Annotated in this window: 19 protein-coding genes; 12 read left to right on the forward strand and 7 right to left on the reverse strand. The window is 60.4% G+C overall.

The genetic code is table 11. The features are described from left to right. Window positions 1-236: 236 nt before the first annotated feature. The 3 genes from DVJ77_RS19165 to DVJ77_RS19170 all read left to right on the forward strand — a co-directional run bounded on the left by DVJ77_RS19165 (window position 237) and on the right by DVJ77_RS19170 (window position 2,019). Complete coding sequence (locus DVJ77_RS19165; RefSeq protein ID WP_114847140.1) at window positions 237-1,007, forward strand: class II aldolase/adducin family protein; 771 nt, start codon at window positions 237-239, stop codon at window positions 1,005-1,007. Window positions 1,008-1,050: 43 nt separating this feature from the next. Then, entirely contained in the window at window positions 1,051-1,179 is a 129-nt protein-coding gene (locus DVJ77_RS21615) for a hypothetical protein (RefSeq protein WP_263853833.1), read from the forward strand. An 84-nt stretch (window positions 1,180-1,263) separates the two neighbouring features. After that, the gene (locus DVJ77_RS19170) at window positions 1,264-2,019 is read left to right on the forward strand and encodes an SDR family oxidoreductase (protein ID WP_114847141.1); all 756 of its coding nucleotides are present in this window, start codon (window positions 1,264-1,266) and stop codon (window positions 2,017-2,019) included. A gap of 235 nt (window positions 2,020-2,254) precedes the next feature. On the opposite strand, the gene DVJ77_RS19175 is transcribed toward DVJ77_RS19170, so the two are convergent. After that, window positions 2,255-3,015 (reverse strand): IS5 family transposase gene (locus DVJ77_RS19175; RefSeq protein ID WP_114847142.1). Its coding sequence is split into 2 segments (ribosomal slippage): window positions 2,255-2,700 and window positions 2,700-3,015, totalling 762 coding nucleotides; the frame shifts between segments, so codons are not numbered across the junction. Between the two features lie 377 nt (window positions 3,016-3,392). Between DVJ77_RS19175 and DVJ77_RS19180 the strand changes: the two genes are divergently transcribed. The 3 genes from DVJ77_RS19180 (at window position 3,393) to pbpC (ending at window position 11,764) form a co-directional block, all read left to right on the forward strand. After that, a complete protein-coding gene (locus DVJ77_RS19180) occupies window positions 3,393-3,866 on the forward strand; it encodes a GNAT family N-acetyltransferase (RefSeq protein ID WP_114847143.1) in 474 nt (157 codons plus the stop codon). A 454-nt stretch (window positions 3,867-4,320) separates the two neighbouring features. Beyond that, window positions 4,321-9,312 (forward strand): alpha-2-macroglobulin family protein, encoded by a 4,992-nt coding sequence (locus tag DVJ77_RS19185; RefSeq protein WP_114847144.1) that lies wholly within the window; start codon window positions 4,321-4,323, stop codon window positions 9,310-9,312. A 55-nt stretch (window positions 9,313-9,367) separates the two neighbouring features. After that, a complete protein-coding gene (gene pbpC, locus DVJ77_RS19190) occupies window positions 9,368-11,764 on the forward strand; it encodes a penicillin-binding protein 1C (RefSeq protein ID WP_114847145.1) in 2,397 nt (798 codons plus the stop codon). 20 nt (window positions 11,765-11,784) lie between these two features. Here the strand turns inward: pbpC and DVJ77_RS19195 are convergent, their stop codons facing one another. Then, window positions 11,785-12,192 carry a type II 3-dehydroquinate dehydratase gene (locus tag DVJ77_RS19195; RefSeq protein ID WP_225428108.1) on the reverse strand — a complete coding sequence of 136 codons (408 nt, stop codon included), beginning with the start codon at window positions 12,190-12,192 and terminating at the stop codon, window positions 11,785-11,787. Between the two features lie 245 nt (window positions 12,193-12,437). Between DVJ77_RS19195 and kdpA the strand changes: the two genes are divergently transcribed. Both kdpA and DVJ77_RS19205 read left to right on the forward strand, forming a co-directional pair. After that, window positions 12,438-14,162, forward strand: coding sequence for a potassium-transporting ATPase subunit KdpA (kdpA, locus tag DVJ77_RS19200; RefSeq protein ID WP_114847147.1), 1,725 nt, complete (start codon window positions 12,438-12,440; stop codon window positions 14,160-14,162). A gap of 100 nt (window positions 14,163-14,262) precedes the next feature. Continuing rightward, entirely contained in the window at window positions 14,263-14,694 is a 432-nt protein-coding gene (locus tag DVJ77_RS19205; RefSeq protein ID WP_114847148.1) for a GNAT family N-acetyltransferase, read from the forward strand. Between the two features lie 25 nt (window positions 14,695-14,719). Here DVJ77_RS19205 and DVJ77_RS19210 read toward each other — a convergent pair whose 3' ends face one another. Further along, complete coding sequence (locus DVJ77_RS19210) at window positions 14,720-15,667, reverse strand: CE1 family esterase (RefSeq protein WP_162791586.1); 948 nt, start codon at window positions 15,665-15,667, stop codon at window positions 14,720-14,722. Window positions 15,668-15,862: 195 nt separating this feature from the next. Further along, complete coding sequence (locus DVJ77_RS19215; protein ID WP_114847150.1) at window positions 15,863-16,303, reverse strand: Lrp/AsnC family transcriptional regulator; 441 nt, start codon at window positions 16,301-16,303, stop codon at window positions 15,863-15,865. A 157-nt stretch (window positions 16,304-16,460) separates the two neighbouring features. Here DVJ77_RS19215 and DVJ77_RS19220 point away from each other — a divergent pair, with 157 nt between their 5' ends. Both DVJ77_RS19220 and DVJ77_RS19225 read left to right on the forward strand, forming a co-directional pair. Continuing rightward, complete coding sequence (locus DVJ77_RS19220) at window positions 16,461-17,333, forward strand: DMT family transporter (protein WP_225428098.1); 873 nt, start codon at window positions 16,461-16,463, stop codon at window positions 17,331-17,333. A 112-nt stretch (window positions 17,334-17,445) separates the two neighbouring features. After that, complete coding sequence (locus DVJ77_RS19225) at window positions 17,446-18,363, forward strand: PhzF family isomerase (RefSeq protein WP_114847152.1); 918 nt, start codon at window positions 17,446-17,448, stop codon at window positions 18,361-18,363. Window positions 18,364-18,465: 102 nt separating this feature from the next. Here DVJ77_RS19225 and DVJ77_RS21220 read toward each other — a convergent pair whose 3' ends face one another. Next, entirely contained in the window at window positions 18,466-18,654 is a 189-nt protein-coding gene (locus tag DVJ77_RS21220) for a hypothetical protein (protein ID WP_162791587.1), read from the reverse strand. A gap of 102 nt (window positions 18,655-18,756) precedes the next feature. Next, window positions 18,757-19,680, reverse strand: coding sequence for an AraC family transcriptional regulator (locus tag DVJ77_RS19230; RefSeq protein WP_114847153.1), 924 nt, complete (start codon window positions 19,678-19,680; stop codon window positions 18,757-18,759). Window positions 19,681-19,840: 160 nt separating this feature from the next. On the opposite strand from DVJ77_RS19230, the gene DVJ77_RS19235 reads away from it, so the two are divergent. Together DVJ77_RS19235 and DVJ77_RS19240 are read left to right on the forward strand one after the other, a co-directional pair. Further along, on the forward strand, window positions 19,841-20,893 hold the full coding sequence (locus tag DVJ77_RS19235; RefSeq protein ID WP_114847154.1) for an NAD(P)-dependent alcohol dehydrogenase: 1,053 nt from the start codon (window positions 19,841-19,843) through the stop codon (window positions 20,891-20,893). Window positions 20,894-21,118: 225 nt separating this feature from the next. Continuing rightward, window positions 21,119-23,716, forward strand: coding sequence for a phosphocholine-specific phospholipase C (locus DVJ77_RS19240; RefSeq protein WP_114847155.1), 2,598 nt, complete (start codon window positions 21,119-21,121; stop codon window positions 23,714-23,716). A gap of 100 nt (window positions 23,717-23,816) precedes the next feature. Here DVJ77_RS19240 and DVJ77_RS19245 read toward each other — a convergent pair whose 3' ends face one another. Beyond that, window positions 23,817-24,326 carry a MarR family winged helix-turn-helix transcriptional regulator gene (locus tag DVJ77_RS19245; protein WP_114847156.1) on the reverse strand — a complete coding sequence of 170 codons (510 nt, stop codon included), beginning with the start codon at window positions 24,324-24,326 and terminating at the stop codon, window positions 23,817-23,819. Window positions 24,327-24,381 lie beyond the last annotated feature (55 nt).

Consider the following 24,381-nt stretch of genomic DNA (forward strand, 5'->3'; position numbering starts at 1 on the left):
CTCCGTGACGGGCCTATGACGAAGCAGGCTGCAAATATTTCAATGCCGACGGCACGGGGACAATTGCGGTCAATTGCCCAAACGACGATGCGTTGCGGATACCCGGCATGTTCTATGCGTCGGGCTCATGCTTCTTGTCGGCGGATCGCTTGAGAAACTGACCGCTTCGGTCCTATGCCCCGCCATCGCGCTCCGTTCAAGCTTCTGCCGTCCATTCTCAAGCAGGGTTTATCACGATGGCCGATCAACATGAGGTATCGCAGGCGCACAGCGCCTTCAGTGCGCAGGAATGGCAGCTCCGTGTCGATCTGGCGGCAGCCTACCGGCTGGTCGCCCTGTACGGCTGGGACGACCTGATCTTCACCCATATCAGTGCCAGCTTGCCGGGGCCGGAGCATCACTTTCTAATCAACCCTTACGGGATGATGTTCGAAGAGATCACCGCCTCTTCGCTGGTCAAGATCGATCAGCTCGGCAACAAGCTGTCGGACTCGCCTTACCCGGTCAACCCTGCCGGCTTCACTATCCACAGTGCCGTGCACAGTGCGCGTGAAGACGTTCAGTGCGTGATGCATACGCATTCACTTAACGGCGTGGCGGTATCGGCGCAAAAGGATGGCGTGCTGCCGATCTCGCAGCAATCGCTGTTCGTATTGTCTTCACTGGGCTATCACGACTACGAAGGCGTCGCGCTCAATGATGAGGAAAAGCCCCGGCTGGTGCGCGACTTGGGCGACCGCGCCTTTCTGATGCTGCGCAATCACGGCTTGCTGACGGTCGGCGCGACGGTAGCCGATGCCTTCCTGGGCATGTACATCTTCGAGAGCGCCTGCATGGCGCAAGTACGCGCACTGGCGGGCAACCGCGAACTGGTGACCATCCACCAGGCCATCCTGGACGGCATCAAGCTGCAGGCCAAGCAAGTGACTCGCGGCATGGGTGGCGCGCTCGCATGGCCGGGGCTGTTACGCAAACTGGACCGGCAAAATCCGGGTTACGCGAGCTGACCGCAGATGGCAAAAAGCATCGGCCCATAGTCACGGCTTTCGCTTGAACTGGCTGCTGCTCAACGGCGGCGTGACCAAGCTGCTTGTCGGCAAGCGCGGCGCCCATTTATCGATGCTCAACGGGCATGCGCATTTCGAGGGCGAGCATGGCAATCTCGTCACTTACCGATAAATCGCCGGAACGGCTGTTTTCCGGCGGCGCCGATATTCGCAGGTTCGACCCACGGCCCTTCTCTTTCGATCGACGGGATGACCTATGCGCAAAAATATTCTTATCAGCGGTGCCAGCTCCGGCCTCGGCGCCGGCATGGCACGCGAGTTCGCCAAGCGCGGTCACAACCTCGCGCTATGCGCACGGCGTCTCGATCGATTGCAGGAACTCAAAACCGATATCGAAAGCGTGCATTCCGGCATCAAGATCACGATTCATAAACTCGATGTGACGGAGTACGAACAAGTCTTCACGGTATTCCGCGCCGCCCGCGAGGAGCTGGGCACGCTGGATCGGGTAATCGTGAACGCCGGCATCGGCCAGGGCGTGCCGGTCGGCAAAGGCGACTTTGCGCGCAACAAGGCCATCATCGAAACCAATTTCATCGCCGCGCTGGCACAGTGCGAAGCCGCGATGGAAATTTTCCGCGCGCAAGACAGCGGTCATCTCGTCATCATCTCCTCAATGAGCGCGATGCGCGGCCTGCGCGGCGGCCTGACCGCCTATGCCGCCAGCAAGGTGGGCGTCGCCGCCCTGGCCGAAGGCATCCGCACCGACATGTTGCGCAAGCCCGCGATCAAGGTCAGCACGATTTATCCCGGCTATATCCGCACCGAAATGAACGACAAGGCACCCGCCGCACAGACGCCGTACATCATCGATGCCGAACGTGGCTGCCGTCTGCTGGCGCAGGCGATCGAACGCGAACCCGCCAAAGCCTATGTGCCCTGGTGGCCATGGGCACCACTGGGTTACTTGATGAAACGGCTGCCGCTTTCCTGGGTGGCGAAATTGAACTGATGGCCTGGGCGATTACTTGCACAGCATCGCGAAAGCAAGGTCGGCGTTATGGCTTGGAATGCCACTCCCATCTGCGTCAGCAAACGCCATCTGATGGAGTCTCTTAGAACCTAAGGCATTTGCTGGACAAACTCCGACATAGTTACTTCAACTTTTCGTCAAAATAACGCTTCTCTGCCGCTCAGGCCCATGGGTTGAAAACGAATATGGTGCAGCCCTCCAGGGCCTGTTAACACTACCATCTAAGCCCATCGACGATGAGTGCAAGGTGGACGAAGCTGAGAAACATGATGTCGAGCTTGTCGAATCGAGAAAAGACACGCCGAAAGCCCTTCAAACGTCGGAACAGCCGCTCCACTTCGTTACGACGCCTGCACATTTCCCGATCATATTCCCACGGCTCAAGACGATTACTTTTCGGCGGGACAACAGGAATAAAGCCAAGGTCCAGCGCCAACTGCCGTGTCTCGTCACCCTCATACGCCTTGTCCATCAACAAGTGCAGCGGCTCGTCGATCGGACCGAGATGTTGCAGTAACGCTCGTCCCATGGGAGCGTCGCCCGCCTCCCCAGGGGACAGCGCAAACGTTATGGCTGTTCGAGCATCCGCGGCAACCATATGAATCTTGGTGGTCCAGCCTCCCCGGGATTTTCCGATGGCCCGAGGACCGTTTTTTTTAATGCTCCGGTGCCGTCAGGATGAACTTTCACGATCGTACTATCCAGCGAGACAGCTTCGATCTTGATGCGAACGATCTGCTCACGCTGCAGTTCCTGGAACACACGATCCAAAACGCCGCTCTTGGACCAACGATTCATTCGCGTGTAGATCGTATGCCAGTTGCCGAAACGCTTGGGTAGGCCGCGCCACTTGCAGCCGTGCTCAGCGACATAAAGAATCGCGCTCAACACTTGCAGGTTTGTCATGCTGACGTTGCCGCGTTGCTGCGGCAAACAATGCTCTATCCGATGAAATTGGGCTTCGGTGATTTCCATTGCCGATGTATAAGATCAAACGCCTATAGTGTTAACACGCCCTAGTACTTGGGTGTTTCAGCGCACCAAGATCCAACGTGGCGTTGCTGTGCGAAGGAGAGCCTACTTTCTTCTCGCCATTTCTGCGCTTGCTGTTCCCGTTGCCTGGTACTGCTGGCAGAACCTCTCCATCACGCCTATATTTCAACCAAGGGGCAAGTGCGCATCTCATCAGACGCACCCGTCAACGGAAGCGCCTTCGGTGCGCAGTGGCTGAAGGAGTATTCCCGACGCCTGATTCACCACCCGATGGTCTTCCGCGATATCGATGGCTGACGGGCAAGGAAGACGCGGCGTTTTTAGGTCGGGGATATACCGAGAGAACTTCAGGAAATACCATGGACATAAGATCGACAAACGAAGCAGAGATTGGCCCGCTGGCAAGGCTTTGGTACGAAGGGTGGCAGGATGCTCATGCGCGAATTTTGCCTGCGGAGCTTGCTCGACTTCGTACACTGGAGAGCTTTACGCAAAGACTTCATGCGGCGCTTGCGCAAGTTCGGGTCACAGGACCGGTTGGGAAGCCCGTCGGATTTTGCATCGTAAAAAACGACGAGCTCTATCAGCTCTATATCTCGGCCCAAGCGCGCGGCTCTGGAGCGGCAGCAGCGCTGATGGCCGACGCCGAGGCAACACTTGCCGCCAATGGCGCTGCGATGGGCTGGCTCGCGTGCGCTATTGGCAACGAACGCGCCATCAGGTTTTACGAGAAACATGGATGGCAACGCGTGGGCGTCATGACCAGCCAATTGGACACGCCGGAAGGGCAATACCCACTAGATGTCTGGCGCTACGAGAAACACTTGGGTTAACGCCTGAGTCGAGGGAGATGCGGCCTTGCAACAGTGGGGCGCCGGCATGGCATCTTGAGTGCTCTTCGTCCCCCCCCTGGGTCGACGCTCGGCCGGAGCAAAGCGTAGAGCCGCAGTCAGATTTGAAAGTGATCGACAGCCTGCCTCATCCGCACTGAGGTGCCAGCCTCTGTATGAGTGCTTTGGATTTATGTATCGCCATAGCGATACCAGGCCGTGCTGCTGCCATTTGGACAATTCATCGCTCACCAAAGCCCCCTTCAGTCACGCCCAAGAATATCTATTCTGGACTGAAAACCGTCATTCCCCGATCTTCTGCCCGGCGCCAAATCTCCCGACCCACCGAACCATATAGCCGGGCATCGCAGGCAAGTTATAGCCGAGCCGCCATGCCGCCGCCCCCAGCCGGCCATAAATGCGTGAGAGACTTGTCGTCAACCTGAGGGGAGGTTGTATGACGAGCGTATCTATAGGTCACCGTATTCGCGGTGGCGTAGCTGTATTTGGTTGGTGCCTGCTGATCTGCGCGCTTGGCGCATGTAGTCGCCACGACAGTGGCAAGCCCGCGTTGCAGGGCGCACCGGCGTCAAGTAGTTCCACACCGCAGCCGGCCGCCACGCAAGGGTTTTCACTGCTTACCGCCAGTACGCGGCTAAGCGACTCCCGCACGGCGATTACCTTGAATTTCAGCGCGCCACTGGCATCGGCGCAGTCATTCGATCAGCAAATCACCGTGACCGGGCCGCAAGGGGAAACCGTCAACGGGAGCTGGAGCCTGCAAGAGGACGGCAAGACGCTGGCCTTCCCCTTCGTATCTCCCAATGAACACTATGCCGTGCTTCTGCATGCCGGCCTGCTGGCGGCGGACGGCCGCACGCTGGGCGGCGAGATCAAGCGCGACATTTACTCAGGAAACCTGCCGGCAGCCGTGGCTTTCGCGTCGATGGGCAGTGTATTGCCCGCTCGCGGCTCGCGTGGATTGCCATTGGTTTCGATGAATGTGCACGACGCCGACGTGGAGTTTCTGCGCGTACATGACAATGCGCTGTCGGACTTGTTCTGCGCTTATCCGACCAACAAACACAGGGACAACACCGAACTCGAACACGAGATCAGACCCTGGGACCGATGCGAGCATGGCGGTCGCGAGAAGCGTCCGGTCACCGATATGGGCGACTCTGTCTATGCCAACCATTACACCTTGGGTGGTGGGGACAACGAGCGCGCCATCACTTATATCCCTGTGCAAGATGTGCCACAGCTTGCACAGCCCGGCGTCTACATGGCGGTATTGAAGAAGGGCGGCACCTTCGCCGGCGGCTACGACACGGCGATCTTCTTCGTCAGTGACCTGGGCCTGCACCTGCGCGTGTACCGCGACAACGCCTTGCTGCATATCGCCTCGCTGCACGATGGCTCGCCGGTCAGCGGCGTGGAGGTAGAGATCGACGATCCGACCGGCAACGCAAAGCTGAAAGCCACCACCGACGGCGACGGCAATGCCTTGATCGCCTACAAGGTGGGGCAAGCCGATGTGTTGATCGCGCGGCACGGCAAGGACGTATCGGTACTGCCGTTCAATCGACCGGCGCTGGATGTTTCCAATTTCGACATTACCGGCCGCCGGCAGGCGCCTTTCGAAGTGTTCGCATGGTCGGGGCGTGACCTGTATCGACCCGGCGAGACGCTGCGCGCCTCCGCACTATTGCGCGATTACGATGGCAAGCCGATGAAGGCGCAGCCGCTGTTCGTGCGACTGAAGCAGCCCGACGGGCGCAACCTGGTCGATACCCGGCTGGAACCTCGCGACCTGAATTATTTTGAACTCAATCAGCTTATTCCCGGCGACGCGCCTACCGGTCTGTGGCAGCTCGAATTCCGCCTGGACCCCAGCAGCAAAGAGGCGGTGCAGGCGTTTCCCTTTCATGTCGAGGAATTTCTGCCGGAACGGCTGAAGGTGGATCTGTCGAGCCCGCAGGTTCGGCTCGCGCCCGATGAGCCATTGAAGCTGGCGGTGGCCTCCAGTTATCTCTACGGCGCACCCGCCGATGGCAACCGCTTTACCGCCAAGCTGATGGTGAAACCGGAGGTACATCCGCTGCCGTCGCTAGCCGATACCTTTTTCGGCAATCCGCTGGTCGACCTGCCCAAGAGCGCCAACGATGTTGTCGACGCCAAGCTCGATGCGCAAGGCCATTTCGATCAGGACATTGCCCTGCCCGATGATGTGAAGCCAGTGGCTCCGTTGACCGTCACGCTGTCGGGCAGTGTGTACGAAACCGGCGGTCGCGCGGTGACGCGTCTGTTGAACCAGGTGTATTGGCCGGCACCGGCATTGGTTGGCGTGCGCCCGCTGTTCGAGCCCGCCCAAGGCGCGCAAAGCGAGGGCCGTGCGGCGTTCGAGATCCTGCGCGCGAATGTGGACGGCAAGCTGGTGGCAGGCTCGCACCTCAAAGTGCGGCTGCAACACGAGATCCGCGACTTCTATTGGCTGTACGAGCATGGCGACGACTGGAAATCCAGCGCCAATGTGCAACTGCAACTTATCGACGAGAAAGACATCGACGTGGCCGCGGGCCAGCGCGTACAGGTCGACTTCCCGGTTGAATGGGGTGGTTACCGGCTTGAGGTGTACGACCCCGACACCAAGCTGACCACGGTTTATCCGTTCTTTGCCGGTTACAGTTGGGAAGACGAGAACATGGGCAAGGAAGCACGCCCGGATAAGGTAAAGCTGGCGTTGGACAAGGCACGCTATCGTGCCGGCGACACCATGAAGGTTACGGTCACCCCGCCGCACGACGGTGCCGGCGTGCTGTTGGTCGAATCCGACCATCTGCTGTACACGCGCAATATCGACGCCAAGGCAGGTGCCACGTTCGACATTCCCGTGACCCAAGAGTGGGAACGCCATGACGTGCACGTCGTCGCACTGGTATTTCGCGGCGGCACGGCGACCGAGAAAACCCCCCCCGCACGCGCCATGGGCATCGAACATGTAACCATGGATCGCAACGACCGGCGCATCCCGCTCAAGCTCAGCGCACCGGCGATGATGCGGCCAGGCAATGCGCTCGATGTGACCGTGCAGGCCGATGGTATCCCCGGCCAACGTGCCTACGTGACGCTCTCGGCGGTGGACAAAGGCGTACTCAACATCACCAACTATCCGGTGCCCGACGCGTGGGGGTGGATGTTCGCTAAACGCGCTATGAGCATCGAAGCCTACGATCTTTACAGCCGGGTCATTGAAGCCATGGATGGCGCCAAGGCCAAGCTCCGCTACGGCGGCGATCTGAGCGGCAAGGCGTTGCCGCATGCGACGCGGTTGAATCCCAAAGTACTGATTGTCGATCTGTTCGCCGGCCCGGTCGTATTCGATGCGCATGGCAAGGCAACCCTGCATGTCGATGTGCCGGACTTCAACGGCAGCCTGCGACTTGCCGCGCTGGCCTATACCGATCAGCGATTCGGCAACGCCGAAGGCAACATCACGGTGCGCGCACCGCTGGTGGTCGAACCCAGCACGCCGCGGGTGATGGCTGCCGGCGACAAAGCGCAGATCAGCCTGGATCTTAAAAACCTGTCCGGCAAGGACGGCGTGGCCAAGGTAAGCGTGAGGGGCGATGGCCTGATAAAGGTCGATAACGCCAGCCGCAGCGTGCCGCTGAAAGACGGCGCCAGCACGATACTCATCATGCCGATCACGGCCAGTGCCGGTGTCGCCGTGGCCAAGCTCGATATCCATGCGCAGCTCAACGACTACCAGGTCGATCGGCATTTCGAATTTTCCGTGCGCAATGCCTGGCCGGAAGAAGTCAAAACCGTGCCGATGGCGATCGAGGACAGCAAGCCGGAGCGCCTGGATAAATCGCTGACCGCCGGGCTTGTTCCAGCAACGGTTCGCACTCAGCTCACCCTGAGCACGCTACCGCCACTGCCCTACAACACCGCACTGCGCACGCTGCTGTTGTATCCCTATGGCTGCATCGAACAGACCACCAGCAAGGGTTACGCAGCGCTGTACATGGATGAGAAAACGGCGAAGACACTCGGCCTGCCAGGGCTGGGCGATGCAGCCCGGCAAGCCGCCGTGGAGAGTGCGCTCGCTCGCATCGCGTCATTCCAGGCAAGCAACGGACACTTCAGTTTCTGGGGTGGCACCAGCCCTATCGAAACCTTTATGACGCCCTATGTCGTCGACTTTATGCTCGACGCGCGCGACGCCGGTTTCGCGGTACCCCAGGATGTGTTGCAGAAATCGTTGCAACGACTCAGTGACGACCTCCTCGCCGGTGGCCATCCCTATTACAGCTTCGAGCGGCACGATCACTTGCGCATCGCCGACGAGGCCTATTCCGGTTTCGTACTGGCACGCGTGAATCGCGCGCCTCTGGGTACGCTGCGGGCCATTTTCGATAACGACCGGCAAAAGCTCGTCGGCCCCTTGCCACTGGTGCACCTGGGCATTGCCTTGAAGTTGATGGGCGATAACGAACGCGCGCAAAAGGCGATCAAGGAGGCATTTGCCTGGAGCAAGGAGCGTCCGTGGTACGTGGGCGATTACGGCTCGGATCTGCGTGACCTTGGCGTCATGGTGGCGCTCACCCATAGCTACGGCGTGAACAAGCCCGAATACGACGCCAAACTGATCGACTGGGCGCGTAATGCGACAGCCAACGTGCGCGCCATGCAGGAAAAGATTCCCTACTACCACTGGTCGTGGTCCCACCTGAGTACCCAGGAGCAGACCGCGATCGCCCGAGTCGCTCACGCCTTCGACGCCGGCAGCAATGCGCCGCTGACCGTTGCGCTGCACATCGGCAGCAAGATCGAGCAAGTGCCGGCCGACAAATTCATCTGGACGCGAGAACTCACCCAGGCCGAGATGGATGGTGGCGTTACCGTGCAACCCGGCAGCAAAGCGGCGGTATTTGCGACGCTGGATATTGCCGGCATTCCGCAAAAAGCGCCGGCCGCCGATCCGAGTCAGATCGATGTCCGGCGTAGCTACTTCACCACCGACGGCAAACCCTGGAGCGGCGACAAGCTGCTTGAGGGCGACACGCTTATCGCCGAGTTGACCATCGAGGCACGCATGGACATACCCGATGCACTGGTCACCGATCTGCTGCCCGGCGGACTGGAGGTTGAAAACCTGAACCTCGGCGGCGCACAGCAATGGGAAGGTGTCGTCGTCGACGGCATCAGCATCGACCAGCACACCGGCGCCGCCGAGATCGTGCATGAGGAATATCGCGACGATCGCTATGCCGCCGCGTTGAAGTTGCGTCGCGGCAATGCCGCGCACGTCTTCTACCTGGTGCGCGCCGTAACGCCGGGAACCTATGCCGTGCCGCCGCCGCTGGTGGAGGACATGTACCGGCCGGCCATTCGCGGCATCGGCGCTGTCCCCACTGCACAGATGACGGTCAGAGAGCCATGATTCATACCGTGCCACGCGGAAACCTTCCGCGTGGCACGGTATGTGGTGAAGTCGCATGAATCGCGCACCCTCCCCTTCTTCGTCCATCGCAAGCCACTCGCCGACAGCACGTGCGCGACGCTGCCTGCGCGCCATGCTGCTTGGTGCGGCTGCCTTGCTGCTGATGGCATTTGCGCTGGATCGCCTGTTTCCGCTGCGACTACCCGCGCCCGACACCGGCAGCACCGTGGTGCTGTCGCGCGATGGCACGCCGCTGCGCGCGTTCGCCGACAGCGATGGCGTGTGGCGCTACCCGATCACCGCGCAACAGGTCTCGCCGCTCTACCTCAAAGCGCTGCTCACTTACGAGGACCGCTGGTTTTACCGTCATCCCGGCATCAACCCTTATGCGCTGGCACGCGGTGTCGCCGGCGCCATGCGCTATGGACACATGGTTTCCGGTGGGTCGACCCTGACCATGCAGGTGGCGCGCGTCATCGCGCCGATTCCGCATACTTTTGCCGGCAAGCTCGTGCAGATATTTCGTGCCTTGCAACTCGAAGCGCATTTGAGCAAGGCACAGATTCTCGATCTCTATCTCAACCACGCACCGTTCGGCGGCCCGATCCAGGGCGTCGAGGCAGCGTCATGGGCCTATCTGGGCAAACCGGCCAGCCAGCTCTCGCATGCCGAGGCGGCCCTGCTCGCCGTGCTGCCGCAATCGCCCAGCCTGCTGCGGCCCGATCGCCATGCCGAGGCGGCACGGCGTGCGCGTGACAAAGTGCTGCAACGCATGCGCGATGAAAACATCTGGAGCGCCGCAGACATTCGCGACGCCGAAGTCGAACCGGTCGTCGCGCGCTCTTTGCGCTCACCGCTGGACGCCGCCTTGTTGGCGGAGCGATTGCACGAGCAGCAACCACAGGCGCGCCGCATCGTCACCACCATCGATGCGAACCTGCAACGGGCGCTGGAAGACCGCGTCGGTGAATACCTGTCCCGCCTGCCTCCGCGCACATCCGCTGCCGTGTTGGTGGTCGACAATGCCACGCTCGAAGCACGCGTCTATGTCGGTGCCGCCGAGTTCGCCGACCCGCAGCGACTGGGACATGTCGATATGGTGCGGGCACCGCGCTCGCCCGGCTCCACACTCAAGCCTTTTCTGTACGGCCTGGCGCTCGACGATGGACTCATCACCTCGCAAAGCCTGCTGGTCGATGCGCCGCAAGATTTCGGCGGCTATCGGCCCGGCAATTTCGATGAAACATTCAACGGTCCGGTAAGCGTTGCCGAAGCACTGCAGCGCTCGCTCAACGTACCGGCGGTGGATGTCCTGGACCGCGTAGGGCCAAACCGTTTTGTTGCGCGACTGGCCAATGGCGGCATCGACCTTGGACTGCCGGATGGCGCGCGGCCGAATCTGTCGATCATTCTCGGCGGTGCGGCAACCCGACTGGAAAACCTGGTCGGCGCCTATACCGCGTTCGCCAATGGCGGGGTCGCCGCTGCACCGCGCTATACGCCACAACAGCCACTGCAACAACGGCGCCTGCTTTCACCGGGTGCGGCATGGATCATCCGCGACATCATGGCGAACAACCCAGCCGACGTCGAAGGCGCGCCGCTCGACGGCACCGTCGACTCGCATGCGGCCGTCGCCTGGAAGACCGGCACCAGCTATGGCTATCGCGACGCATGGGCCATCGGCGTCACTGATGACTGGACGTTCGGCGTATGGATCGGTCGCCCCGACGGCACTCCCTCACCAGGCCAGTACGGTGCAGTGACCGCACTTCCACTCATGTTCAATGTCGCCGGCATGCTGCCGGTAACACACAGTCACTCGCATAGGGCGCAACCGGCCAACGTGCGCAGCGTGGACATCTGCTGGCCCCTGGGCGGCGCGGCGACAAGCACGCCGGCGTCCCTATGTCGCCAACGACGCACCGCCTGGACACTGGATGCCGCGTTGCCGCCGACCTTTGCCGAGCGTGACCTGACCGCGTGGACAGGCGGCTTGCTGAGCTTGCGCGTGGATCAACTGGGTCGGCGCCTGAGCGCCACCTGCCACGGCAAGCATGAGCATCAGATCGTGCTGGCACGCTGGCCGGCACTCGCAACACCGTGGCTGCGCGTGGATGACGCCGCCGCATCCGCATTGCCGCCGCTGATGCCCGGCTGCCCGACCGATTCACTGGATGTCGCCAACCCCATCCGCATCGCCGGCCTCAGCAACGGCGCCACATTGCGCCAGGCACCGAACAGCAGACAACCGCTGCACATTACCTTGCGGGCGTTAGGCACGACGGGCGAAGTGCAATGGCTGCTGGACGGGCGCCTGCAAGGCAGCAGCCTGGGCAACGCCGGCATGCTTATCGCCTTGCCGTTGTCGGGCGAGCATCAGATCACCGCACTCTCACGCAACGGCGCTTACGCGCATATGACCGTCACGGTCGAAAAACCGCAGGCATGAGCGCCATCGAAACGGTCAGGTCAACCGTCAAGCTGCCTTAGCGCGATGCCTAGCGCGATCTGGTAGCTGGTGGCCAGATCGCCATTAATGATGATGGTCGCGACCGGGGCGCCATGTGAGCTATCCCTGGGCTCCAGTGCAGCGTCACTATCATCGTGAACTTCGATGTACGGCGTGGCCAGCTTGTCGAGCGCATCGCCGAGCCCGGCTTCTGGATGCACCTGCACTTGCTGGGCAAGGTCGCCAGGGTCAAGCAGCATGAACTCGGTGGTCGGCTTCACCGCACGCACCCGCGCCACAAAGTCACGCAAGCCACCACATGTGCACAGCTCCAGCGTTCGGCCTGCCGCATGCGCCAACGACTGCAGATGACTCAGCAAGTCATTGCCGAGTGATCCGGCCGAGGCGTGAGGCCCCTGGATAATCATGATGGTCACTAAGTCACGCCCTTGGGACAAACGAAACGAATGCGGCATGTTGTGGCCGGCGCGAGTAAAGGCGCTACATGCAGAAGACCCGGTGGCGTAAATTTTCCGCAATCTTGCGTCGATAGCGAGCGCGTGCACGGCAAAAATTTATACGCCAACTTTATGCGGACCTGCGGGATACTGCCGCTCGCGAGGCCTGCCGCATCACCTGCGCGGGTGATGCCGATCTTGAGCAGGAGCGAGCTATGAATCTCTGGAATATCGCCCAGTACGGTGTGTTTCTGATGCTGTTGAGCGTACTGGTCAAACCCGTAGGCATCTATCTGACGCGGGTATTTAGTGGCGACGCAACGCCGCTCGACCCGGTGATTGCTCCCGTCGAACGCGCGATTTACTGGCTTGCGGGAGTCGATGCGAAGCAGGAAATGAGCTGGAAGAGATACGCCCTATCCTTTCTCCTCTTCAGCTTCGTCGGCACACTGCTTCTCTACGTGATCTTGCGAACGCAGTCATTCGGCCATCCCATCGACCCCGCGTTTCATCCAGCTCCACTTGCACCAGACCTCGCCATGAATACGGCGATCAGCTTCGCCACTACAACCACATGGCAAGCCTACGGCGGCGAAACCACCATGAGCTATGTCAGTCAGATGGCGGGCCTGGCTGCACAGAATTTCCTCGCCGGCGCCGCCGGCCTGGCGGTGGGGATAGCTTTCATTCGCGGCCTGGCGCGCCAGCGAAGCGCGACGATCGGCAACTTCTGGGTAGATCTGACGCGATCGGTTCTTTGGATCTTGTTACCGCTTTCGCTGCTTGGCGCATGTGTGCTGGTGTGGCAGGGCGTGCCTCAGAACTGGAGCCCGTACGTATCGGTCACCACGCTTGGCGGAGCCAGGCAAACGCTGGCGCAAGGGCCGGTGGCGGCGCTGGAATTCATCAAGAACATCGGCACCAACGGCGGCGGTTTCTTCAACGCAAACGGCGCCCACCCCTACGCCAACCCCACGCCACTGACCAACCTGCTCGGCATGCTGGCCATCTGCGTATTGCCCGCCGGGCTCACGTATACGTTTGGACGCATGACGGGAAATCAGCGGCATGGCTGGCTGCTGTTCGTCGTGATGGCCTTGCTGTTCAGTGCCGGCTTGCTGCTATGCGACCGCGCCGAGCAGGCCGGCAACCCGAATATCGCAGCACTTGGCGTAGACCAGAGCGTGAATCCGATGCAACCCGGCGGCAACATGGAAGGCAAAGAAACACGCTTCGGCATGGGCGCCTCGGTGCTGGCGGCAATCACCACCGCCAATGGCGCAACCGGCTCGGTCAACTCCGCGGACGACAGCTATACCCCGCTGGGCGGCGGCATGCTGATTTTCGCCATGTTGCTCGGCGAGTCCATCTTCGGCGGACTCGGCACCGGCATCTACAGCATGGTGATGATCGTGCTGGTCGCGGTATTCATTGGCGGGCAGATGATCGGACGAACCCCCGAATACCTGGGCAAGACGCTCAACCCCATCGAGATAAAACTGATCGCGCTGTACACGATCATCGGCCCCCTCTTCGTGCTGCCGCTTACCGCCCTGGCGCTTACCACGCGAGCGGGTCTGGCTGGTTTGACGACAAACAGCGGTCCTCATGGCTTCAGCGAAATTCTCACCGCCTACGTCACATCGATGGCCAACAACGGCCAGAACTTCGCCGGCTTGAGTGCCAACAGCGTTTTTTACAATGTCACCACCGCCATAGCCATGACTGCCGGTCGGTTCTGGCTGGCGATTCCGGCACTGGCGATAGCCGGTCAGTTTGCCGCGCAAGGCCACCGCCCGGAAAATTCGGGCACGCTGCCAACCGATACGCCGCTATTCGGCGGCCTGGTGATCGGCTCCATGTTGATTATTGGCGGGCTGAGCTACCTCCCCGCACTGGCGATGGGGCCTATCGTCGAACACCTGATGCTGCATCCCTAGCCCTCAAGCGCCGATTTCGCAAAGTAGCGAAATAAATGCCGCAGATGTTCTTGTAATCTGTCGCACCATCATCGCAACTGCCACCGTCGGAAATCCTTTAATGAATACCCCTGTCATCGGCCACGCCGAAACCGATGCCGACATTCGCGCCTGCTTCCCCGTGATGTCTCAACTACGCCCACATGTGTCCGAAAACGAATTGCTCGCTGCCGTACAGCGCATGCGCGGGGAAGGCTACAAAGTGGTTGCGCTCTCGGTCGATGGCAAGGTGGAGGCGGTCGCCGGTTACCGCATCATCGAAATGCTACGCACCGGTTCGATGCTGGAGATCGACGATCTGGTCACCTCTGATGCAACACGTTCCAAGGGCTATGGGCGCCAGCTTTTCGACTGGATCCACCAGGAAGCGCGCCACCAGGGCTGCAGCGTGATCGAACTGGATTCTTCGGTACATCGCGTCGATGCTCATCGATTCTATTTCCGGCAACGCATGCATATTTTGGCCTTCCATTTCAGCATGGCTGTGACTTGAGCCGCGCGAATCACTCGCATCGACTTCAGTCGCCTGCTGCCATTTCAAAGAATCGCCAGATCTCCTGCGGTGAATCGAAATCGGTATCGACCGCACCCATGCCAGGGCTGCCGGCTTGGGTTGGCCGCGGAATCGCATGTCCACCACCGTGCACGGTATACAAAGCGACGCTGGGTTTACCCTGCTCTCGCCACAAGGCGCGGGACACACTAAGACCACCTGGCCTTTGCGCCGCTTGAATCTCGCTATCGACCGGGGTGGCGCGAATATCAGCAAGACGCACAAAATATTCGGCGGAAACGCTCGACGACATCACGGTTCCGTTGTTCTCATCGCCCATGCCGGATTTCCCCCCGTTGTATGGATTAAGCGGATCGGCCGTGCCATTCATGATGAGCATCGAGACCGCATGGCGCGGCGCTTTGCAGTCGAAATTCTCCGGGGCCGGCACACCGGCCGAGATAGCGGCAACAGCATGCACCTCATCGCCCGCCTCGATAGCGAGCCGATAGGCGAACTGCGCACCATTGGAGAACCCGACGGCGTAAACTTTTTTCGGATCGATACCCGCATCGGTGCGGTAACGTGCGATCAGGCCGCGCGCGAAGGCGACATCATCGATATGCGCCTGCCTGGCGGGCTGGGTGTCGGCCTTGCGGCAATTGTTCCAGCTATGTTCGTAGCCGTCGGGATACACCACGACAAAGCCTTTACTATCGGCAAGCGCATCGAACTCTCGCCCGGTTTTTTCACGCACCGACTCCCCGCTGCCGCCTGAACCGTGAAAGACCAGTAACAAAGCAGGATGAGCAGCGAGTTTTGCCGGGCGGTGAACCACATAGGTTCGCTCGCGCCCGCCGACCTGGATTCGCGCTTTTTGGATTACGCCGCTCGGCGCCACGGCGGCGTTCGGTTGGGCCATCTGCGCCACGGCGCCAGCGCATGGCAGTATCGCGACGACCGAAACGAGCATGCGCAAAACGGAAGGCGCGCTTATATGTCTGGATGCAGCGCGATCGAATCGTGTACGAAAAAACATATGTCGTATGCCTGGTGGGTTGGGTCGAATCGAGTGTCGTTGGGGTTCGCTTTGCTCACCCCAACCTACGAATGCATGCATCATGCCCAACGTCGCGCGACGTTGGGGTTCGCTTGCGCTCACCCCAACCTACGTGGTGATGGGGGGTGGCCTTCGCTTGATAAGTTGCCCTTTGACGATCGACGTGTTGGTGGTGGCTTCCTCGGCGATGCGGTCGACCACCTCGTCGAGATGTTCCATGGAACGAACGAACACACGGGCGATGAAGCAGTCATCACCGGTGACCTTGTCGCATTCGGTGACTTCTGGACTCGCTTCGATAAGCCTCTGAACGACCTGCAAACGCCCCGGTAAGGGCCGAATCCGCACGATCGCTTGCAGCACATGCCCAAGCAGCCGTGGTTCGATATCCAGGGTGTAGGCTCGGATCACACCACGCTCCTCAAGCCGCCGCAGTCGCTCCGACGTGCTCGGCGACGAAAGGCGGATCTCGGCGGCAAGCTCTTTCAATGACATGCGTGCGTTCCTGGCAAGGAACTCAAGTATCGAGCGGTCGATTTCATCAATCATCGGTCACGTTCCAGGCAGCGAATTGCCGCCTAATATAATCAGGAAATTAATTACCTCTGCCTAATTTATCCCATGGAACAACGAATTGCCCTGGCGATAATAAGCATGAATAGCCAGAGAATATTAGATGAGCAGGCAGGGACTTGGCGCGGTACAAATGTCAATCGCAATGGCCATCGCCGGAACCATCGGCTGGTTTGTCGTCGTCTCCCAACGATCGGTGTTGGATGTCGTGTTCTGGCGCTGCGTGCTTGGTGCCGTGCCCCTGCTTGTCGTTTGCATGCATAAGGGTTTGTTGCGTGACCGCATCACACGCCGTGTCTTGCTGTTTTCGGTGCTTGGCGGTGTCGCGATCGTCCTGAACTGGCTGTTGCTCTTCGCCGCCTATTCACTGGCGTCGATCTCGATCGCCACCGCTGTCTACAACACCCAACCATTCATCCTGGTGTGCTTCGGAGCATGGTTCCTGGCCGAGCGGTTGACGATGGCCAAACTGGTCTGGCTAGGTGTCGCCTTCACCGGCCTGCTGTTGATAGTGCAGGTGGGCGTAGACACGGTCGGCGGCACTCATTACATCGCGGGCATCTTCATGGCGCTCGGCGCAGCCTTGCTGTGGGCGATCAGTGCGCTGCTCACCAAGCAACTGGCGGGCACCTCGCCATACCTCATCGCGCTGATCCAGGTTTGCGTAGGGGCACTCATGCTTGCGCCATTCGCCGACCTTGCCCATCCGCCCGTGCGGTTGGAAACCTGGGGCATCCTGATCGTCGTTGGCGTGATTCATACGGGGCTGGTGTATGTCTTGATGTACGAAGCCGTCCACCGATTGCCCACGCATATCCAGGGCTCGCTGTCCTTTATCTACCCTGTCGTTGCGATCGCCGTGGATGCGATTGCCTTCGGCCAGCGGCTTGGGCCCACGCAAATACTCGGTGCGGCAGCCATTCTGATCGCGGTCGTTGGCATGAACGGCTACGGCGCGCTGCGACGATCCCGTAAAGCTGTTGCGATCTCGCCGGACTCGGCCTAGCGCTTTTAAAATCCATGTCTCATACGATACGTAGCTGCGCATCGCCCATCACAACGTCGGTGCAGTGACATAGCCCACAGTCAACTCACACTCTCAGGCAAAATAAACTCGCATGGAAACCACGTATCGCGTCTATCAGATAGATGCTTTCACACGCACACGTTTCACGGGCAACCCGGCAGGTGTGGTGCCCCATGCTGACGGGTTGAGCGACGTGCAGATGCAAGCCATCGCTCGCGAGCTGAATAACTCCGAGACAGCCTTCGTCTTTCGCCCTCAAGCGAATGACCACGATGTGCATGTCCGCTTTTTCACACCGACGACCGAAGTGCCTATTTGCGGCCATGCCACGATCGCCGCGCACTACGTTCGGGCCATCGAGGAACAGATGGACACCCGAAGCGTACGGCAACTCACTGGCGCCGGCATTCTGCAGGTCGACATCGAGCCCGTTGAAGGCAGCGATTTTCGGATATGGATGCATCAGCGCCTACCGGCGTTTGGGCCATCGTTATCCGACGTCGAGCGGAACACGCTGATGGCCGCCCTGCGCATCACTGAACACGATCTTGGCAACGGGCCGATAGAGATCGTTTCTACGGGTCACTCCAAAGTCATGATTCCGTTGCGGGATCGCTCCGTACTCAACGATCTGCGGCCTGACCTTGCCGCGCTTGCGTCGATCAGCCGCGATATCGGCTGCAATGGCTACCATCTGTTCACGCTGGCCGACCCGGACCCAGGCATTCTCGCCCACGCGCGCATGTTCGCCCCCGCGATCGGCATTGCCGAAGATCCCGTGACCGGAAATGCAAATGGCCCACTCGGCGCCTATATCGTGCAGCACCGTCTGATACCGCCTGCGCAGTTCCGATCCGGCTTGTCCTGCTGGATACGGCAGGGTGAGGCGATCGGCCGGCCGGGTGTCGTCAAGGTCGAGGTAGCTGTCGACCCTGCCCTATTCACGCCCTCTGCGGTGCGTATCGGCGGCGACGCCGTCATCGCGTTCCGTACCGAGATACGACTTTGATTGAATCCATGCGCCATGCATTTCTTAGCTGATTGAATCGGCGGTCGAAAGCCAGCCTTCGATGCTGCGCAGGGTAGGCCGCAGAACGTGCCCGCAGGCTGGCTATCGGCGCGCTGATTTAAACGCCCAGATACAAAGACCGCCGGCGACGACTACAGCCAGCCATGAGAACCAGATCGGCACCGCGTAGGGCCCCACTTGCACGGCCCATTCGTTGAAGACTCGAATAGCCTGGATGGCGGCCACTACCCCGAAGACAACACCTGAAACCAACGCATATTTGCTTTGCATGATTGTGTCCTCCCCTTCAGCAACCCGGCGAGTGAGCACTCATTCGCCGGCCGGATGAGTACGATCGTTTATACACCCTGGCCGAGCATGCCTTGCCGCCGGCTAGCGCACTGAAACGGCAGCGCGAATCCGCAAGATATCCCGCAATGGCGGTGCGCCAAACAGACGGCTGTATTCGCGGCTGAACTGCGAGGCGCTGTCGTAGCCCACGCGCAAGGCCACTGTGCCGACATCGCCGTCACTGCCCAGCAGCATGCGGCGCGCCTCATGCAGGCGTAGCTGCTTCTGATATTGCAGCGGACTCATTGAGGTGACGTCCTTGAAGTGGTGATGCAATGACGAGACGCTCATATTGAGTCGCTGCGACAGCGCGTCGATGCTCAACGGCTTGTCGTAATGGTTTTTCAGCCAGTCGATCGCACGCGCGATCTTGCTGCTGCCGGTCTCGCCGGCAGCCAGTTGCCCCAGTCGCCTGCCGTGCTCCCCGCTGAGCAGCAAGAACAGAATTTCCCGCTCAAGCAAGGGCGCGAGTACGTGAATCTCATCGGGATGATCGAGCAGGCGCGCCAACCGAAGTGCAGTATCGAGCAAACGCTGGGAAAGGCTGCCGACCGCGATCGGCCGGCCAATCGGAAACGACTCGGAGCGCGGGCGGCCCATGTCGGCCATCAGCGCAGCCACCAATTGCAAATCCAGCGACATGGCCATGCATAGATACGGCTGCGCAACGCTGGCCTGGGTAATCCGCGACATCACCGGCAGGTCGATCGAGGTAATCAGAAAATGCCGGGCGTCGTAATCGTAACCTTCGCCGGCCGCAATAATGCGCTTGGCACCCTGCGCAGCGATAATCAGAGACGGCCGGCTCATGCCGCAAGATAGGTCGCCGATCTGCGAGTATCTGTGCAAGGTAAGCCACGGCACCGCCACTGCGTGATCGCCATCGGACGGCGCAAAGCGAGCGATGATGCCGCCGAGTTCGGCCGACATCGCCGCCATCGGCAGATCGGAGTGGTGAGTATCCATAGCGTCCATCGACATATGACGTGCCGCGTAGTATGCCTGTTTTCGAGTGTGCACCGGGCCAAGCTTTGCAGGATCAGGCAATAAATCGGCAGGATCTGGATACCCACAATCGCTTCCCGGCCCCAAACTTTCCGAGTCAGTCCATCTGGAGTTATTGCCCATGACCACTGTTCGCGGCTACGCAGCCCACACCCCCACCTCCCCGTTGGTCCCCTTTACCTTCGAGCGCCGCGAACCGGGCGACGACGATGTCGAGATCCAGATTCTTTTCAGCGGCATCTGCCACTCCGACCTTCACCAGACCCGCGATGACTGGGGCGGCGCCCTGTTTCCGATGGTGCCGGGTCACGAGATCGTGGGCCGGGTGACGCGCGTGGGCGCCAAGGTGACCAAGCTCAAGGTCGGCGACTTCGCCGGTGTCGGCTGCATGGTCGACTCGTGCCGCGAGTGTGCTTCGTGCAAGGAATCGCTTGAGCAGTATTGCGAGCAAGGCGCCACCTGGACCTACAACGCCAAGGAGCGCGGCAGCGACCAACTTACCTTCGGCGGCTATTCCGAAACCATCGTTACCCCGGAACGCTTTGTGGTCAGCATTCCCGCCAGCATGGATCTCAAGGCCGTGGCGCCGCTGCTTTGCGCCGGCATCACCACCTACTCACCGCTGCGCCACTGGAACGTCGGCCCCGGCCAGAAGGTCGGCGTGATCGGCCTCGGCGGCTTGGGCCATATGGGCGTGAAGTTCGCCAAGGCGCTCGGCGCGCACGTGGTGATGATTACCACCTCGATGAGCAAGGCCGCGGATGCGCAGCGCCTCGGTGCCGACGAGGTTCTGCTATCCACCGATCGCGCCGCCATGGCCAGCCATGCCGGCAGCTTCGATTTCCTGCTCAACACGGTACCGGTCTCGCACGACCTCAACCCCTATATGGCGCTGCTCAAGCGTGAGGCGAGCATGGTGTTGGTCGGCGTGCTTACCGACCTGGATCCGCCACTTAAAGGCGTCTCCTTCATGTTCGGCCGCAAGAAGCTCTCCGGCTCGGCGATCGGCGGCATGGCCGAAACCCAGGAAATGATCGATTTCTGCGCCGAGCACAACATCGTTTCGGACATCGAGATGGTCCGCATCGACCAAGTCAACGAAGCCTACGAGCGTCTCATCAAGAACGACGTGAAATACCGCTTCGTCATCGACATGGCGAGCCTGGCAGCCTGACGGGACCGCGAAGCAGCAGATCGCCGACGGCCATCTGCTGCTTCGCCTCTGCGCCGACCGGTCGCGCGCACTCCTTCAGGGGAGTCCGCATGGGCGCCGCTTTTCCAAAATGAGATCTGCGGCCAGATTCCGCCGATGCCTACTTGTCGCTGACCTTCGCTTGCAACAAACCCGTAGTGAACTGACGAATTGACAGCCCCGTCAGCCAGCCACGCGGAAAACAACATGAGCGAGATCGACGATATCAAGCGCCGGCGCTTCCTGAAGATGACAGCAGGATCGGCGGGAGGCATAGCGGCCCTATCGGTGTGGCCTGGCCTTATCGAAAAGGCGCTGGCGATCGAGCCGCACAATCCCACCGGCAATCCCAGCCTCGCGGATGTCGAGCACGTCATCATTTTCATGCAGGAAAACCGCTCGTTTGACCACTATTTCGGCATGCTTCCCGGTGTCCGTGGCTACGGCGATCCCCGGCCGGTGCCGATGCCGAGCGGAAACTACGTGTGGTATCAACCGGAGGGCTTGAATCCGGGCTCACGAGGATTCAGCGCGCATGTGCCGCATGCCGATTGGACCCAGCCGGCCGGCTGGTACAACACCGACCGGGGCGCTCAATCGGCCAATTATGTGTTGCCGTTCCGGCTCAATCAGCCCGGCAATGTGCAGTTCCAATACATGTCGGACCTGGACCATAGCTGGAAGGCGTCCCAGGATACGTGGCGCAATTGGGACACCTGGGTCCCGTTGAAGAGTCGACAATCGATGGGCTGCCTGAACTCCGATGACTTGCCGTTCTACTACCAACTGGCGAACGCCTTCACCGTTTGCGACGCCTACCATTGCTCGATTTTTTCGGCGACCGACCCCAATCGGTTCTGCTTCTGGTCGGGCACCGTCCCGCCACCGATGAATTTCCCGGACAACTACGGCAGTTGCGGCTACGTTTCGGATATTCAGTGCGATATCAACACCGGCATCACGCCGGCCATGTATGGGCAGAGCCCGCAAGCCAGGAGTGCCGCCGTCGCGGCCGGCATTGCCGACTGGAAGACCTATCCTGAGACATTGACGGATAACCGCATCACCTGGAAGGTCTACCAGGAGTACGACAACTACGGCGACAACTATCTTCAGTATTTCAAGAATTTTCGGATCGACAACAGCGGCGCCTCGATCGACAAGTCCAGCGATCCCTATTTCCAGTCGCTGTATCAAAGAGGCCGCGTATTCGCAGCCGCCTCGGGCAAGACCGGCGACGCCATCATTGCCGAATTCGCCAAAGACGTCGCCGCCGGCATGGAGCCGGACAATCCTGACCTTGGCACGGTGAAATCCGGGCTTCCACGTGTTTCATGGATCGTGGCTCCGGCTCAATTCTGCGAACACCCGAGCTCCTCGCCGGGCGACGGCGAATCCTTCACCGCCCGACTGCTCAATGTCTTGGTCAACGACCATCCAGACGTTTTCCAGAAAACAGTTTTCATGTTGATGTACGACGAGAACGACGGCTATTTCGATCATGTGCCGCCGCCGATTCCCCCCATCACCGCACACTACGGGGAGATGACCCTGGCCGACGCCGGTGCGGCGGAAAATAACGGGTCGATCCCGGTCGGGCTGGGACCGCGTGTGCCCATGTTGATTATTTCCCCATGGACCGCAGGCGGAAAGGTGTACTCACAACTTAGCGATCACACCTCGGTGCTGCAATTTCTGGAGCAGTGGTCGGTCGCTAAAGGTCTCGGCACCGAAGGCCGCACTCAGTGCACGGCCATTTCGGACTGGCGCAGATCGGTCTGCGGCGACCTGACCGAGGCGTTTGATTTCCGGCGCATGCCCGCCAAGCCGATCAACACCACCACGACGTTCAAGAACGGCACGGCCCATGCCGCAGTGCCCGATCCGCAGGTGTTTCCGATACAAACGCCACTGGCGCGACCGGCATGCCGCTTAGGCTATGCATTTTCCGCTGGTATCCAGGTCGATACGGATAGCCTTGCGCTTGCCTTCGCCAACACCGGAACCGTCGGCGTCGCCCTGATCGCCTATTGCAATCCGATGTCCAGCGCGCAAGAGCCGTACCACTACATGGTCGCGGCGGGCGAATCGTTGCTGGCGGCACCGGCTGCTATCGGGGATGACGACCTATACGATTGGGCCGTGTACGGTCCCAACGGCTTCTTGCGTGAATTCCGCGGCGACGTAAAGGCGATGCTGCAGTCTGGGCAGGCACCCGAAGTGACCACGTCCCATCATGCTTTGCGCGGCAATATCCTTATCAAACTGGACAATCGGGCCAGCTTGAACGACTGCGTCTTTCAGGTAACCGACAACGCGTACTACGAGAACGATCCTCTGCAGATTCGGGTAGAGGCAGGGCGCGAGCGAACCATCGAATGGCGGGGCTGCTCTGGCTGGTATGACGCCAGTGTCCGGCTGGCTGGCGATGCGGTCTATTTCAGGCGTCTTGCCGGCTGCGTCCAGCACCGGCTGCGCAGCCCGACGACGGACCCGGCGATCGGAAATAACCGAATGTTCGGCGCGTCGTTCTCGATTCACGGCCATGCCGACACGCTACGGTTCGACTATGCCGTTCCGCCCTGGCATCACCGGCCGAAGAACTGGCTCGGCGTGTTTCCCGCAGGGGCCGCCCCGACCAGGGCGAACTTGCTGCAGTGGGTCTACGCGCCACGTGGTGTGGGATCGGTGATGCTATCCACCTCGGGTAAAACACCATTGCCATCGGGTCGATACGACGTTTGGTATTTCTTTGATGACGGATACACACCGCTGGGGACAAAGCCGGTGTCGCTTAAGATCTAAGGGCGTATGACGCCCTTTCTGTAGCTATCCAACATGTCGGGATTGCGCGCGATGTCGTCGTCGCGCGCGGTTCCGGGGTGGTTTTGATATCGCCAACATGTCAGCTCAGCGACATACCAAGTTTCCGCAGCAACTTGGCCAGCTCCACTTGTTCGGCACGAGTTAGCTCGGCAACGGCCTGGGTTGCCTCGGCGAATCGCACGACGACGGCGCGATCGATCAATGCAATCCCTTTCGGGGTCAGCGTTGCCGTGAGGGAACGGCGATCACTGTCTTCGGGGTTGCGCGTGACCAGGCCGGTTTTTTCCAGGCGGTTGAGGCAGGCGGTCATGGCGCCGGAGGTAATCAACACCGACTGCCGCAAAACCGTGGGCGTGAGCCGATAAGGTTTTCCTGACCGCCGCAGGGTCGCCAGTACATCGAGATCGGTGTAATGAATCCCTATCGTCTTGAGGGAGTCGTTGGCCCTGGCCTCCAAGGCGCGCCCCAGATTGAGGATGCGGCCGACCACAGCCATGGCCGTGACATTCAGATCCGGGCGTTCGCGCTGCCAATCGCGCAACAACTGGTCGACGCGGTCCTTGCCCGGCGGGGTTGAGCTTTTCGGCATGTGTTCGGCCCCTCGATCGATTTATGTCAACAATAAGTATCTTTACATCAAGATA

Origin of the sequence: Dyella tabacisoli, from assembly GCF_003350925.1 — a bacterium.
GTDB classification, from domain to species: domain Bacteria; phylum Pseudomonadota; class Gammaproteobacteria; order Xanthomonadales; family Rhodanobacteraceae; genus Dyella_C; species Dyella_C tabacisoli.

Coding starts and splice junctions, on each gene's coding strand:
- pbpC (WP_114847145.1), top strand. CDS start 9,368: ATGAATCGCGCACCCTCCCCTTCTTCGTCCATCGCAAGCCACTCGCCG.
- DVJ77_RS19245 (WP_114847156.1), bottom strand. CDS start 24,326: ATGCCGAAAAGCTCAACCCCGCCGGGCAAGGACCGCGTCGACCAGTTG.
- DVJ77_RS19165 (WP_114847140.1), top strand. CDS start 237: ATGGCCGATCAACATGAGGTATCGCAGGCGCACAGCGCCTTCAGTGCG.
- DVJ77_RS19220 (WP_225428098.1), top strand. CDS start 16,461: ATGTCAATCGCAATGGCCATCGCCGGAACCATCGGCTGGTTTGTCGTC.
- DVJ77_RS19185 (WP_114847144.1), top strand. CDS start 4,321: ATGACGAGCGTATCTATAGGTCACCGTATTCGCGGTGGCGTAGCTGTA.
- DVJ77_RS21220 (WP_162791587.1), bottom strand. CDS start 18,654: ATGCAAAGCAAATATGCGTTGGTTTCAGGTGTTGTCTTCGGGGTAGTG.
- DVJ77_RS19230 (WP_114847153.1), bottom strand. CDS start 19,680: ATGGATACTCACCACTCCGATCTGCCGATGGCGGCGATGTCGGCCGAA.
- kdpA (WP_114847147.1), top strand. CDS start 12,438: ATGAATCTCTGGAATATCGCCCAGTACGGTGTGTTTCTGATGCTGTTG.
- DVJ77_RS19210 (WP_162791586.1), bottom strand. CDS start 15,667: ATGCTCGTTTCGGTCGTCGCGATACTGCCATGCGCTGGCGCCGTGGCG.
- DVJ77_RS19225 (WP_114847152.1), top strand. CDS start 17,446: ATGGAAACCACGTATCGCGTCTATCAGATAGATGCTTTCACACGCACA.
- DVJ77_RS19170 (WP_114847141.1), top strand. CDS start 1,264: ATGCGCAAAAATATTCTTATCAGCGGTGCCAGCTCCGGCCTCGGCGCC.
- DVJ77_RS19215 (WP_114847150.1), bottom strand. CDS start 16,303: ATGATTGATGAAATCGACCGCTCGATACTTGAGTTCCTTGCCAGGAAC.
- DVJ77_RS19240 (WP_114847155.1), top strand. CDS start 21,119: ATGAGCGAGATCGACGATATCAAGCGCCGGCGCTTCCTGAAGATGACA.
- DVJ77_RS19180 (WP_114847143.1), top strand. CDS start 3,393: ATGGACATAAGATCGACAAACGAAGCAGAGATTGGCCCGCTGGCAAGG.
- DVJ77_RS19205 (WP_114847148.1), top strand. CDS start 14,263: ATGAATACCCCTGTCATCGGCCACGCCGAAACCGATGCCGACATTCGC.
- DVJ77_RS19195 (WP_225428108.1), bottom strand. CDS start 12,192: ATGATTATCCAGGGGCCTCACGCCTCGGCCGGATCACTCGGCAATGAC.
- DVJ77_RS19235 (WP_114847154.1), top strand. CDS start 19,841: ATGACCACTGTTCGCGGCTACGCAGCCCACACCCCCACCTCCCCGTTG.